The 13,831-nt window shown below is 50.2% G+C and carries 13 protein-coding genes; all 13 read right to left on the bottom strand.

Annotated elements, in window-relative coordinates; all coding sequences use genetic code 11:
- Nucleotides 1–12 precede the first annotated feature (12 nt).
- On the bottom strand, nucleotides 13–660 hold the full coding sequence (gene recO / locus DXC57_RS13820; protein WP_118653154.1) for a DNA repair protein RecO: 648 nt from the start codon (nucleotides 658–660) through the stop codon (nucleotides 13–15).
- A 20-nt stretch (nucleotides 661–680) separates the two neighbouring features.
- A complete protein-coding gene (era, locus tag DXC57_RS13815; protein ID WP_022359739.1) occupies nucleotides 681–1,598 on the bottom strand; it encodes a GTPase Era in 918 nt (305 codons plus the stop codon).
- A 26-nt stretch (nucleotides 1,599–1,624) separates the two neighbouring features.
- A complete protein-coding gene (locus DXC57_RS13810) occupies nucleotides 1,625–4,543 on the bottom strand; it encodes an insulinase family protein (protein WP_118653152.1) in 2,919 nt (972 codons plus the stop codon).
- Between the two features lie 114 nt (nucleotides 4,544–4,657).
- Entirely contained in the window at nucleotides 4,658–5,470 is an 813-nt protein-coding gene (locus DXC57_RS13805; RefSeq protein ID WP_107001589.1) for a YdcF family protein, read from the bottom strand.
- Nucleotides 5,471–5,504: 34 nt separating this feature from the next.
- Nucleotides 5,505–6,743 carry a U32 family peptidase gene (locus DXC57_RS13800; protein WP_118467416.1) on the bottom strand — a complete coding sequence of 413 codons (1,239 nt, stop codon included), beginning with the start codon at nucleotides 6,741–6,743 and terminating at the stop codon, nucleotides 5,505–5,507.
- Between the two features lie 14 nt (nucleotides 6,744–6,757).
- Nucleotides 6,758–7,399 carry an O-methyltransferase gene (locus DXC57_RS13795; RefSeq protein ID WP_022359735.1) on the bottom strand — a complete coding sequence of 214 codons (642 nt, stop codon included), beginning with the start codon at nucleotides 7,397–7,399 and terminating at the stop codon, nucleotides 6,758–6,760.
- A complete protein-coding gene (locus tag DXC57_RS13790; protein WP_118472453.1) occupies nucleotides 7,386–7,799 on the bottom strand; it encodes an aminodeoxychorismate lyase in 414 nt (137 codons plus the stop codon). The genes DXC57_RS13795 and DXC57_RS13790 overlap by 14 nt, the downstream gene beginning before the upstream one ends.
- Before the next feature lie 30 nt (nucleotides 7,800–7,829).
- Nucleotides 7,830–9,497: a ribonuclease J gene (locus tag DXC57_RS13785; protein ID WP_022359733.1), complete on the bottom strand. Its 1,668-nt coding sequence runs from the start codon at nucleotides 9,495–9,497 to the stop codon at nucleotides 7,830–7,832.
- A gap of 34 nt (nucleotides 9,498–9,531) precedes the next feature.
- Nucleotides 9,532–9,834 (bottom strand): DUF1292 domain-containing protein, encoded by a 303-nt coding sequence (locus DXC57_RS13780; protein WP_107001592.1) that lies wholly within the window; start codon nucleotides 9,832–9,834, stop codon nucleotides 9,532–9,534.
- Nucleotides 9,835–9,890: 56 nt separating this feature from the next.
- Nucleotides 9,891–10,328, bottom strand: a complete 438-nt coding sequence (gene ruvX, locus DXC57_RS13775) for a Holliday junction resolvase RuvX (protein ID WP_118293431.1) — start codon at nucleotides 10,326–10,328, stop codon at nucleotides 9,891–9,893.
- Nucleotides 10,329–10,435: 107 nt separating this feature from the next.
- Complete coding sequence (locus DXC57_RS13770) at nucleotides 10,436–10,699, bottom strand: IreB family regulatory phosphoprotein (protein WP_022359731.1); 264 nt, start codon at nucleotides 10,697–10,699, stop codon at nucleotides 10,436–10,438.
- A gap of 110 nt (nucleotides 10,700–10,809) precedes the next feature.
- Nucleotides 10,810–11,979 carry an ATP-binding protein gene (locus DXC57_RS13765; RefSeq protein WP_107001594.1) on the bottom strand — a complete coding sequence of 390 codons (1,170 nt, stop codon included), beginning with the start codon at nucleotides 11,977–11,979 and terminating at the stop codon, nucleotides 10,810–10,812.
- Between the two features lie 281 nt (nucleotides 11,980–12,260).
- Entirely contained in the window at nucleotides 12,261–13,196 is a 936-nt protein-coding gene (gene cysK, locus DXC57_RS13760; protein WP_107001595.1) for a cysteine synthase A, read from the bottom strand.
- Between the last annotated feature and the right edge of the window lie 635 nt (nucleotides 13,197–13,831).

Here is a 13,831-nt window from a genome sequence, read left to right as displayed (position 1 = left end):
GATAGTTGTTTGTTATGTAATCGTCTGCAATATCTCCAATGAGTGAAAACTTTTATCTACATACGCCCTCTTATTCCGCTCCACATTCGCCGCAAATTGTGCAAATGTATCTTCTTTCAGAAGAAATGTATACAACTTCTCGATCGGCGCGTAGATGACGTACTGCCAGGCGTAGCGTGCGGAGTCTCCGGCGCGCAGGGGTGGATCTTCGGTGTATTCGCCGTTGATGACCATGATTTTTAACTCGAAGATACGCTGTACAAGTTTGTTGGGGAGTGCGGGTTTTAGGAGGGCGCGGAAGGACTGGTAGAGTAATCGCAGCATTTCTCTTGCCTCCAGACCTTCTCTTCCAAAGTATTCGGCGAATTCAGCAAAATAGGAGGCGTAGCAGGCGCACTCAACGTCCTGTTCAAGTCCTTCGAAATAGTTTTCGATCTCCGCGCCATAGAGATTGTAGGCATCCCGCGTCTCAGAAAGTGTGAAGATTCCAAATGCGAAAGGCCGGCTTGCCGCACGCAGCAAACTTCCAGTGCGCTTCGCCCCGCGGGCAAATGCCGTGATTTTTCCGCGGTCTCCCGTCAGGAGAATCAGACGTTTATCAAATTCACCGACCGGGGCTGCATAAAGCACCATTCCGGTTGTCTGTATCAAATCTCGCATGCAGCCCTTCCTTCCCTCACTTAAATTTCTTTCGGGTTATATCCGTAATTCTTCATATACATATCGCTGTCTCTCCACTCCCGGCGCACTTTAACCCAGAGTTTCAGGTTGACCTTCGTGTCCATCAGATTTTCAATTTCCATCCGGGCAGCGGTTCCGATACGTTTTAACATCGATCCGCCTTTTCCGATGATGATGCCCTTGTGGGAATCGCGCTCGCACACGATCGTTGCGTCCACGTCGATGATGCCGTTTGGGCGCTCTTTCATCTGGTCGATAACAACTGCAATGCCGTGCGGGATCTCGTCGTCCAGCATCCGAAGCGCTTTCTCGCGGATCAGCTCCGCTGCGATCTGGCGCATCGGCTGGTCGGTGACGGTATCCTCATCGTAAAACTGCGGACCTGCCGGGAGATATTTAAAAATACTGCTCTTGACATCCTCGATATTCATCTCTTTGAGAGCCGAAACCGGGATAATCTCCGCAAAATTCAAAATATCCTTATATGCCGCGATAAAGGTCAGGATCTCTTCCTTCGATTTGACCGTATCAATTTTATTAATAACCAGAATGACCGGCGTCTTGATCTTCGAAAGCTGCTCTGCAATGTGACGCTCGCCTGCCCCGATGAAGGTGGTCGGCTCTACCAGCCAGAGAATCACGTCAACCTCTTTTAACGTATTCTCTGCGACATTGACCATGTACTCGCCCAGCTTGTTTTTCGCCTTGTGGATACCCGGTGTGTCCAGAAAAATGATCTGTCCGCGCTCGTCTGTGTAAACCGTCTGGATACGGTTCCGGGTCGTCTGCGGCTTCTCAGATGTGATCGCGATCTTCTGTCCGATCAGGTGGTTCATCAGCGTGGATTTGCCGACATTCGGACGCCCGATCAGGGTCACAAAGCCAGATTTAAACTCTTTTGTATCTGTATTTGCCATCTTGTTTCCTTTCACTTACATTTTATTTAGTTAAACAGATTTTTCACCGTCTTAAACAGATCCTGATTTGCCTTGACTTTTTCTGCATTTCCAATCGCACAGATGCTCTGCTCACTGAGCACTGCCCTGATAATCGGCGCCAGCTCCCGGATATCCTCCGGGGTAACTGCCAGGATCTCGTCTCTCTCTTTCTGGATCATCGCATCCGTCACGCCGGTAAACCAGGCCGCGTCGGCGCGAATGCCTTTGTACGGCGGCAGAAGCGGTGCATCAAGGTCGCTGATGGTTCCAATCACGAATTTCGTCATATCACGCTCATCTGCCTCAAACTGCTCCAGATACGGCACGATGCCCTCGTAAACCTCATTCGTCTCGCGCAGGTTCGGATCGCGGTAGGAAACGAAATAGCTGTCGCCAAACCGTCCGGCTCCATTCATGACGCCGTAAGCACCGCCCTTGACACGGACATTGATCCACAGATAATCATATCCGAGAATGACTTTCAGCGTCCGCAGCGTGCCCTTGTATGCCAGCCCTTTCTCCACGAAATTGCCGCAGCGCGCCAGATAATTGACCTGGGAGGAGGTCATGAAGCCCTCGTTTAAGTTCTCTTTTTTCCACTCAAACGGATAAACGGTTCCGTCGCCCTGTGGAAGACGTTCTTTTAAAAGCGGAAGCGCTGCTTCAAGCCCTGCCTGATCGTCGGCTGCTGCCGTGTAGCTTATCAGCATATTTTCTTTTGTAAACAGGCGTGCCGCCGTCTCTTTTAATTTCGCGATCACCTCGCCCTTTTTCTCCTCAAAGTGCTTTGCCGTCTCTTCAAGGAACTGGTAGAAGCCGATTCCGCCCGTGCAGTCGTCAAATGCCGATTCTGCTGAAAAATAGGAGCTGGCTCTCATCACTGCCGCTAAATGTGCCGCCTGATTTAAACGCATCTGGCTCTTCGACTTCGTCTCCGCCACAATCTCGCCGAGACGTTTCTCATCATCAAGGATTGAATCAAGCAGAATCTCCGCGATCGCTGAAAATCCAAAGTCCAGCTTCTCGCACAGCACCCGGGCACTCGCGGTAAAAATACCGGTAAACGCGCCCTGTTTCCGGCTGTCCGCATAGGAGCTGACGCTGAGCGTGATACCGCCGGTATTTAAGTTGATCTCATCCGACAAATCGCTGTATGTGTGTTTCGTCGTATCGACAAATCCAAGCACTGCTTTCAAAAGTCCCACATACGGCAGATCCCTGGATGGTACATGGTCGGTACAAAACATCACGCGCAGATAACCGATGCCTGAGGTAAAGAGCTCATGTGCCAGCACCTTGGTTCCGCCAATCTCGCGCTCGGTCAGGATAAATTTCTCCGCCTCTTTGCGGATATCTGAGCGTTTCAACAGCGGAATCTTCTCTAAATCTTCCTTCGGGGACGGGGTGTCCTGATACTCTTTCAGCTCTTTCGTGCCATCCACGATCGCCTGAATCTCCTCCGCGCCCAGGCTCTTCTTATATGCTTCCAGCTTTTCACGCAGCTTCTCATCCTCGATCGCCGTCAGTCCCCGCTTCGGGCTGACCGTGATCACCGCCTCAAACGGGTTATCTAAGAGATATTTGCGGATCAGTTCTTCAAAATATCCTTCCTTTGCTGCTTTTTTGAGGAATGCAAATGTCTCCTCATATTCCAGGTGCATCAGCGGATCGCCGCCGTACAGCCAGCTATCTAAACACTGCAAGCCGTACATCAATCCTTTTGGCGCGTTGCCGAAATCTGCCTCGCGGCTGCGGAATTCATAGTAGTTGATGCCCGCCAGCAGGCTCTTCTGGTTGATGCCATCATCTGCCAGCTTCTTAAGCGTTGCCTTGACAGTCTTTAAAAATGCCTCTTTCTGGCTGCTATCCGCATTTTTCGCAATGACAGAAAAATATGGCTGTAAAATACCATTTTCATAGCTTCCCAGGATATCCTGGCCAATCCCGGCGCTGATGAGTTCTTTCTTTAAAACGGCGCCCGGCGCATCCAAAAGCACATACTCCAGGATCTGAAATGCCATGTAGAGAATCGGGTCGAGATCGTCGCCCACCACCGTATTAACCGACAGGTAGGTTGCGTGATCCTCCGGCTCATCCTCAGTGATCGGATAGAAGATCTCACGTTCTTTCGGCGCGTCAAACGGCTTCTGGTAGTGAATTTCAGAATCCACCGGCTGACGGTCATAGTGGCTTAAATACTCACGATCCAGCCAGTCCAGCTTCTCTGCCATATCCATATTTCCGTACAGATAGATAAAGCTGTTGGACGGATGGTAGAATTTGCGGTGGAAATTCAGGAAATCCTCATAGGTCAGCTCCGGGATAACCTCCGGGGCGCCGCCAGACTCATGCGTATAGCAGGTATCCGGGTAAAGCGTGTTCTGCGTGTAGCGATCAAGCACGCCCTCCGGGGAGGAAAATGCACCCTTCATCTCATTGTAAACGACACCGTTTACCGTGATCGGGCTGTCCGCCGACTCCATCTCGTAATGCCAGCCCTCCTGGCGGAAAATCTTCTCTTCTTTATAGATATTCGGATGCAGAACCGCGTCCATATAGACGTCCATCAGGTTCTGGAAATCCTTGTCGTTGCAGCTTGCAACCGGGTATACCGTCTTATCCGGGTAGGTCATCGCGTTTAAGAAGGTATTTAATGAGCCCTTTACCAGCTCTACAAACGGATCCTTGACTGGAAATTTCGCCGAACCGCACAAAACGCTGTGCTCCATGATATGCGGCACACCCGTGCTGTCAGATGGCGGGGTACGGAATCCGATGCAGAATACCTTATTCTCATCGTCATTCGAGAGCAGGAACACTCTCGCTCCCGTCTTCTTATGTTCCAGAAGAATCCCATCAGAATTCAGCTCTTTTACGTGTTTTTCATTCAGGATCTGATAGCTCTTCAAATCTTTTACTGTCATGCTGTCTTTCCTTTCTCTGAAACGATTCCACAGTGCATACAGACATCTGTTGAATCGTTACTGTTCACGCATACGTGAACAGTAACGTTGAATCGCACCTTTTTTTCTTTTTTTTTACAGTCTTCCCATAAATTTGTCTTTTAGTACGGCAAATGCCTCCCGCAGCCACAGGTGCACCGCCAGCACCGGGTCGCACGCAGCTGCCACGCCGACCGGCTCGATCTCCTGTCTGCGCGCGATCGCCTCCGCCCGGAACACATGGTAATTGCTCGTCAGAATCCCGATCCGGATGGTATCGCCGTCCGGGCGCTCACGGTAAAACTCCATCAGGTGTGCCCGCGCCGCCTGCGCCTTGTTGTATTCCTGCCGGTCGATCACCGTCCGGCTGAACTCGATGTTCTGCACCGTGTCGGAGGACTGGTCTTCAATCAGCAGCTTATCCTCCGGAATCCCGTTGTACTGTAAATATTCGTACATCGCCCGCGCCTCGCTGATCTCCTCGCCCGGACCTTTTCCGCCGGAAAGCACCAGAACCGTGTTCGGATATTCCTCCGAATACTCGATCGCCCGATCCAGACGCTGCTTTAGGGAATTGCTGATCTTGGTGCCGCGCACACGTGCTCCCAGCACGATCACATAGTCCGCCGGCTGTCCCGTCGCCGTAATGGCGCTCCAGCCGATCAAAACCTCCGTGATCACCAGAATCAGAAATCCCGCCGCACATACTGTCCCGACGGAAACGCCGATCCACACGGGGATTCTGCCCTCATGCTGGCTGCCAAACCACCATCCAGCCGCCAGAAGTCCCAAAAAGATCGCCAAGCAGGGCCAGATCAAGGCAAACGAAGTCGAAACACCTGAATAAATAACAATTATGATATAATATAACAGGCACAGGACCGCCGTTCCTCCTAAAAACCAAACCATCTGTCATCCTCCTGATGTCCATCCAGCCGCACCTTTACAAATCCAGCGCTTCGTCCTCACGCCGCAGGATATCCTGCGGCTTTGCCATGCCGCCTAAGTCTACCCAGAGCTGCTGCTTCGGGTGCGGTGCGCTCTCCTGCGCGGTTCCATCCTCAGTAAAGATGCCTTTCACTTCCACACGCAGGTTACGTCCGTCCGGCTTCATGATCTCGATCGTCTCTCCCACGCTGAATTTATTCTTCTGCTCCAGATGAACCAGGCCATCCCCGCGCACAGCGCCGACCGTTCCCAGATAGGTGTACGGTTTTACATAAGTATTGCTTCCGTATACCTGCGACTCGGTACCCGGTTTATGGAAATAAAATCCGGTGATGTATTCCCGGTGGGTACATTTGCGGATCTCACTCTTATACCACTCCATCTTGGACTGGTATTTTTCCGGGCTTTCCAGATAATCGTCGATTGCGATTCGGTAGGTTCTCGCCACGGTTGCCACATAGAGTGCTGTCTTCATGCGTCCCTCGATCTTGAAGCTGTCGATTCCTGCTTCGACCATCTCCGGAATGTGCTCAATCATGCACAGGTCGCGGGAGTTGAAAATATAGCTGCCGCGCTCATTTTCATAGACCGGCATCCACTCGCCCGGTCTTGTCTCCTCCGCCACCGCATATTTCCAGCGGCACGGATGAGTACAGGCGCCCTGGTTCGCGTCGCGCCCCGTCAGAAAATTGCTGAGAAGACATCGTCCTGAATAGGAAATGCACATCGCTCCGTGGATGAAGCTCTCGATCTCCATATCCTCCGGAATATGTTCGCGGATCTCGCGAATCTCCTTCAAGGACAGCTCCCGCGCCGTTACCACGCGCTTCGCGCCCTGTTTATACCAGAAAAGGAACGTCCCGTAGTTTGTATTATTTGCCTGTGTGCTGATATGGATCTCCATCTCCGGGAGAATGCGTCTGGCAATCTCAAAGACACCCGGATCGGAAATAATCAGCGCATCCGGCTTGATTTCTTTCAGTTCTGTGAAATATTCTTCCACACCGGCTAAATCATCATTATGTGCAAAAATATTTGCTGTAATATATACTTTGACGCCGCGCTCATGGGCGAACGCAATGCCCTCTTTGATCTCTTCGTTCGTAAAATTCTTCGCCTTTGCCCGCAGACCAAACGCCTCGCCGCCCAGATAGACCGCATCGGCTCCGTAAAGGACCGCCGTCTTGAGGACGTCCAGGCTGCCCGCCGGGATTAAAAGTTCCAGTTTTCTCATGTTTTTCCTTTCTTTTATCGCTTTACACTTAACGCCACGCCATCCCCGATCGGAATGACAGACGTCTCAAATTCTTTCATGTGTGTCAGTTCATATAAATAATCGCGCATCCGCGTGTGGATCGTCCGGTTGCGGCGCTCGACCGCATAGCGGGATTCCACGATATCGCCGTCCTGTAAGACATTGTCCGACAGAAGAACGCCGCCGGACGGCAGCAGACGCAAAATCTGAGGCAGCCAGTGCATATACTGCCCCTTAGCCGCATCCATAAATATAAAATCATAAGGGCCGGAAAGCGTCCCCAGTATCTCTTCCGCATCGCCTTCCAGTAAAGTAATGCACGGCTCTTTTCCTGCCCTTTCAAAATTGCGCTTGGCAATCGGTATTCTTTTTTCGTACTTCTCAATCGTCGTGATCCGGCAGTTTTCCGGCATCACACGGCTCATCAGTAAAGCCGAATAGCCCACAGCCGTTCCTACCTCCAGAATCGACTGCGGGCGCTTGAGAGCAATCAGTGTTTTCAGAAATGCGGAGGTCTCCCTGCGGATGATCGGCACGCAGTCAGCCAGCGCTTCTTCCTCTATCGAGTCGAGCAGCGGTCCGTTGCCCGCGTCCAACGACTGGATATAGGCGGTAATTCTGTCATTTACTATCACTTTTATCCTCCTCCGGGCTGGCGGCAGAAGCTGCCGCCTCATCCATCTCCTTCAGCATCTCCAGAGAAGTCTGGGCGGTGCTGAACTGATAGGTCCCCGGATATATCTTGTATTCATAAATCTTTGCCTGCAGCACAAAGACCACGCGGCTTTGAATCAAACCGACGCGTTCCAGCGCTTCGCCTGCCTCGGAGGTGCTTTCGCTTTCCTCGATGGTAACCGTTCTCATTCTTCCCGGCTCTGCCTCAACTGCGGTCGGGTTAAATATCTCATGCCCCAGCCAGTAACCCTTCGTTGCGCCCTCATAGAGCAGAAACAGTGTCAGTACCAGAAAAACGATCCGGAACACACTGTCCAGAATTGATACTGCGATATGGGGTTCCCCAGATGTCCGGCTCATATTCCACCTCCGTGCTGCTTTTGCAGTCTTCTACACTTCCATGATGATCGGAAGAATCATCGGATTTCTCTTCATCTTCTTCCATAGGAAATCACTCAGGCTGTCGCGGATAATGTTCTTGATCTTGCCCCAGTCGCTCACGTGCTTCTCAAGACAGCCTTGTACGGCTTCATCCACGATTCTCTGTGCCTCTTCCATCAGATCCTCGGACTCACGCACATAGACGAAACCTCGGGACACGATATCCGGTCCCGCTAAGAGCTGGTTGCTGTATTTCTCCAACGTCAGTACCACAATAATGATACCATTCTGTGCCAGGTTCTGGCGGTCGCGCAGAACGATATTTCCGACATCACCGATGCCCAGACCATCGACCAGGATGCCGCCCGCCTGTACATGGTCGGCAACACGGTAGCCTTCGTCCCCGATCTCGATCACATCACCTGAGCGCATCAGGATGACGTTTTCCTTCGGAATGCCCATTGAAATTGCCAGGTTGCGCTGCGCCATCAGGTGGCGGTACTCACCGTGTACCGGAATCGAGAATTTCGGACGAACTAAGGAGTACATCAGCTTGATCTCCTCCTGGCAGGCATGTCCGGATACGTGGGTATCCTGGTTGATAACCTCTGCGCCCTTCATCGACAGCTCGTTGATAACTCTTGCAACGGCTTTCTCATTGCCCGGAATCGGGGTGGAACTTAAAATAACCACGTCACCCGGCATGATCGAAACCTTCTTGTGCAGGTCTGCCGCCATACGGGACAGGGCCGCCAGAGACTCGCCCTGGCTGCCGGTCGTGATAAGGACGGTATCCTCTTTCTTATAATTTTTCAGATGTTCAATGTCGATCAGTGTATTTTCCGGAATATTAATGTATCCAAGTTCGCTCGCCGTGCCGATGACATTGACCATGCTTCGGCCCTCGACCACTACCTTACGTCCATAGTGGTATGCCGTATTGATGATCTGCTGGACACGGTCTACGTTGGAAGCAAACGTCGCAACGATGATCCGGTTGTTCTTGTGCTCTGCAAAAATCGAATCAAAGGTCTTGCCGACGGTGCGCTCCGACATCGTAAATCCCGGACGGATCGCGTTGGTACTGTCACACATCAGCGCCAGCACGCCTTTCTTTCCAAGCTCGGCAAAACGCTGCAGATCCGCCGGTTCACCGAATACCGGTGTGTAATCGATCTTGAAGTCGCCGGTGTGGACGATAATGCCAGCCGGGGAGAAGATCGCAAGCGCCGATGCATCTGCGATACTGTGGTTCGTCTTGATAAACTCAATCCGAAAACATCCGAGATTGATGGACTGTCCGTGCTTTACGACCTTGCGGCGGACGGTCTTCATCATATTATGCTCTTTTAATTTATTCTCAATCAGTCCGATCGTCAGTTTGGTGCCGTATACCGGTGCCGGAACATCGCGGAGTACATACGGCAGCGCGCCGATATGGTCCTCATGTCCGTGCGTGATCACAAAGCCCTTGACTTTGTCAATGTTGTTCTTTAAATAGGATACATCCGGGATAACCAGATCGATTCCCAGCATATCGTCGCTCGGGAATGCCATACCGCAGTCTACTACAATAATGCTGTCTTCATATTCGAAGGCAGTCATATTCATACCGATCTGTTCCAGACCACCGAGCGGTATGATCTTTACCTTATTATGATTTGTTTCCTTTTTCAATCAATGCACCTCCAAAAATTTGATTTTTAGATTTTTATTCGATATCAACGCCCAGATCGCTCATCAGCTCCGCAAACACCTTGGACATATACTCCAGTTCTCCGTCATCGTCCACAAATTCGTAAGCTGCTTCTGCATCCTCCGGCTTTGATGTATCTCTCAACAGATAGCACTCTCCATCGCCGTCCTTCGTATCACTTGCCAGCAGATAGGACTCGCCATTTAACTTTGTCTCTTCCAGGACATACAGCTTCACTTCCTCGCCGTTCTCATCCCTCAGCGTGATGCTGTTTTCCATATTATTCAGTTCATCTAACATTGAATCCAGGTTTCCCATTCTATGATTCTCCTTCTATTCTTTATTTTCAATCATTGATTTTTATCACTGATAATTTATTCTTCCGCTTTTCCTTGTGCCTGTAAATCCAAATATCCCTGCAAAATCAATACTGCCGCAATCTTATCAATCACGCTCTTCCGGTTTTCCCGGCGCACTCCACTCTCGATCAGGATCTGCTCCGCCGCATTCGTCGTCAGACGCTCGTCCCACATAACGACCGGAAGGTTCGTCCGCCGTTCCAGCATCTCTTTAAATGCCAGCGTCTTTTCAACGCGCTCTCCCAGCGTATTATTCATATTTTTAGGATACCCCAAAACAATCGTCCCAACCTCGTATTCCCGGATCAGCTCTTCAATCCGGGCGCAGGTCTGGCGAAGTTTGTTCTCATCCTTCCGTGTGATCGTCTCAATCCCCTGTGCTGTAATGCCTAACGGATCGCTGACTGCCACTCCCGTGGTCTTCGATCCAAAATCAAGCCCCATAATTCTCATATTCTATTTTCTCCATAACAAAACAAGCTGGCAGCCCGTCAGATATTGGACTGTTGTCGCCAGCTGTTTACTCTTCCGCTTTTTAATTGCCGTGCTGCATCCACTCTTTACTGAAGCTTCGTCTCAATATATACCTTCACAAGCTCTTCCAGAATTTCGTCACGCTCTACCTTCATAATCAGGCTTCTGGCACTCTTGTGGCTGGTAATATAGGTCGGATCTCCAGACATAATATATCCTACAATCTGATTGATCGGGTTGTAACCCTTCTCCGTCAGCGCTGTATATACCTGTTCCAGAACCTGGCTTGCCTCCAGCTTCTTCTCTTCCTGTACTGCTCTAAAAAACTGTGTATTGCTGATATCACCCATTTTGTCTTCACGTCCTTTTAAATACCCGCCGCGCTCTGTCACTCTGCGGATCCATGCGTGCAGGTAAACTACTTTTTTTTATTTTACTCTACTTTACCCCATTCGGCAAGTTATTTTTTATCATTATAATCATCCAGGAAATTGTACGTCCAATCGTCCTTGTGGTAACCGATCACAGTCTTTAAGTTGATATTGTGGACACTCTTAAAGATATTTTTCTCGATCACATCGCTCTCCTTGCGGAAATGGGCGATCAATTCCTTCATCTCATCGCGCTTGGAACCACGTCCGCCTCCGCAGCTAACGCAATTTTCAGTAAAACGGCACGCGCACTGTATAAACTGCAGTCCGTTGTAATCACGCCACGCCTTGACCGCATCTTCCTTGATAAGGTACATCGGGCGGATCAGCTCCATGCCCTCGAAATTCTGGCTGTGCAGCTTCGGCATCATCGTCTCAATCTTGCCGCTGTACAGCATTCCCATGAGGATCGTCTCGATCACATCATCAAAATGATGCCCAAGCGCAATTTTATTGCAGCCCAGCGCTTTCGCCTGTGCATAGAGGTGACCGCGTCGCATTCTGGCACAAAGGTAGCACGGATTCTGTTCGATCGTCGCCACCGTGTCGAAAATATCGCTCTCAAATACCGTCAGCGGAATGCCGAGAAGTTTCGCATTGTCCTGGATGATCTTCCAGTTATCCGCATTGTAGCCCGGATTCATCACTAGAAAAACGGTTTCAAACTGGAATTTTCCATGTTTTTTCAATTCCTGGAAAAGTTTCGCCATCAGCATGGAATCCTTGCCGCCGGAGATACAGACTGCGATCTTGTCGCCCTCCTGAATCAGGTCGTAGGTGTTGAGCGCCCGCGTAAACGCCCGCCAGATCGGCTTGCGGAATTTTTTTATAATACTCTGCTCAATTCTCGCCCGTTTTTCCTCTCGATCCGCCTCGGATTCTCCGCCTACGAAGCGGGACAGGGAGAGGCGCAGCCACGCACGGTAACCACCCTCCACATTGACCGCGTCAAATCCGTCTCCGGTCAGACGACGCACCCACTCCTGGCTCTTCTCACCGGTATGGCACATCACGTACACTGGATGCATTTTGTCTAACCTGGCTGTTTCTTCCTCATATTGCTCTTCCAGCCGGGACGCCGGGAGGCTTACCGCCCCCGGAAAAGTTCCGCGCATATACTGGTCCTGCGGGCGGATGTCCACGATCGTCTTCTCCGCATCCTTTAACGCTTCCAGCTCCTCAATCGTAATCGTTTTCATTGTATATTCTCCTGTATCCGTTATCTGCAAAATCCTCTTTAAGAAAAAGAATGTAAAAAATGTGCCTACCCGTGTGCAGTAACCACAATTCTCATGAAATGAAACAAAAGCACAGGATCCGTGCTGACAGTGTTCTGCCAAACAAACGGGTCCTGTGTTTTTCTGCTGTTTTGTTACCGTTCACGCGCACGTAACCAGTAACTCATTTTCTGTTAATTATAACACTCTCCCTGCATTCTGGGAAGTCCTATTTCTATAATTAGTCTCTTATAATTAGTCTCTTAGTCCTCTGTAAAGAGTGGTGTGGAATAATAGCGGTCACCACTGTCCGGAAGAATCGCTACGATGGTTTTCCCCTTATTTTCCGGGCGTTTTGCCAGCTCAATCGCACCATGCAAGGCTGCGCCGGAGGAAATACCGACTAAAATGCCCTCTTTGTGTGCCAGAAGTTTTGCTGCCGCAAATGCATCCTCATTCTCCGCCTCGAAAATCTCATCATAAATCTTAGTGTTCAGTACATCCGGTACAAATCCGGCGCCGATACCCTGAATCTTGTGTGCGCCGCCCTTGCCCGTCTTTAATACCGGGGATGAAGCTGGCTCCAGCGCTACGACTTTCACATTCGGGTTCTGGGATTTTAAGTATTCGCCGGTACCCGTCAGAGTTCCGCCGGTACCAACACCTGCGATCAGGATATCAACCTTTCCGTCGGTATCATTCCAGATCTCCGGACCAGTGGTTGCTCTGTGAACCGCCGGATTGACCGGATTGACAAACTGACCGGCTAAGAAGCTGCCCGGTGTCTCTTTTGCCAGCTCTTCTGCCTTCTCGATCGCGCCCTTCATGCCCTTTGCGCCCTCAGTCAGGACAATCTCTGCACCGTACGCTTTCAGAATGTTGCGGCGCTCCACGCTCATCGTCTCCGGCATCGTCAGGATGATGCGATATCCCTTCGCTGCTGCGATGGACGCCAGACCGATACCGGTATTGCCGGAAGTCGGCTCGATGATGACAGAACCCTCTTTCAGGACACCTCTCTTCTCTGCATCCTCAATCATGCCTTTTGCAATACGATCCTTCACGCTTCCAGCCGGGTTTAAATACTCCAGTTTTACCAGAACCGTTGCTTCCAGTCCCAGCGCTTTCTCAACATTCACAACCTCAACTAACGGTGTGTTTCCTACCAGTCCCAGTGTTCCCTTATAAATGTTTGCCATGATGATTTCCTCCTATATCTGTGATGATTTTTATATTTTTTAATTTTTATAGATTTCTATAGATTCTTCTTTTTTCCAGAACTCATTTCCAATTTGAAAAACTCGCTCCAAAAGAAGTTTAAAATGCGAAAAGAGCCCATCCTCTATACACATTTCCCGCCCGTCCAATCCAGCTTTTCTGCCGCCTGTCCTGCTTGTTTTTCTGTGTACGCGGATGCGCTCTTTCTATATCCTTAACCCTTATGAATAAAAAGATTCACGAAACCCGTTTTCCCCGGAAACCCCGCTTACCGAAGTCCAGCTTTCTGGTTTTCGCGTACACAAATGCGACAACAACATCGATCCATACAGGTACAAACATTGCTGCAACACATCGTATTCATCCAAAAACCATTGACTGCTTTCATGATCTTCACTCCTTTTCTTTTTTCCTATCAGCTTAGTGGGTATATTATCACTTTATGCAATATCTGTCAACCCTTTTTTGCCCGTTGTTACTGTTCACGCACGCGTGCCCAGTAACGGAATTTGCCGTGGCTTCGCATTTAAATACGGCAAATTCCTGCTTCCACTACGTTTTCTTACGGCACTTTCGGTTCCAAAAGTGCCTACCCGTGAACTGTATCTGCCTGTTG

Source organism: Clostridium sp. TF06-15AC (assembly GCF_003481165.1).
In the GTDB taxonomy this organism is placed as follows: Bacteria; Bacillota; Clostridia; order Lachnospirales; family Lachnospiraceae; genus Otoolea; species Otoolea fessa.
The sequence above is the reverse complement of the archived record's forward strand: the minus strand, read 5'-3'. Positions and strand labels throughout refer to the sequence as shown.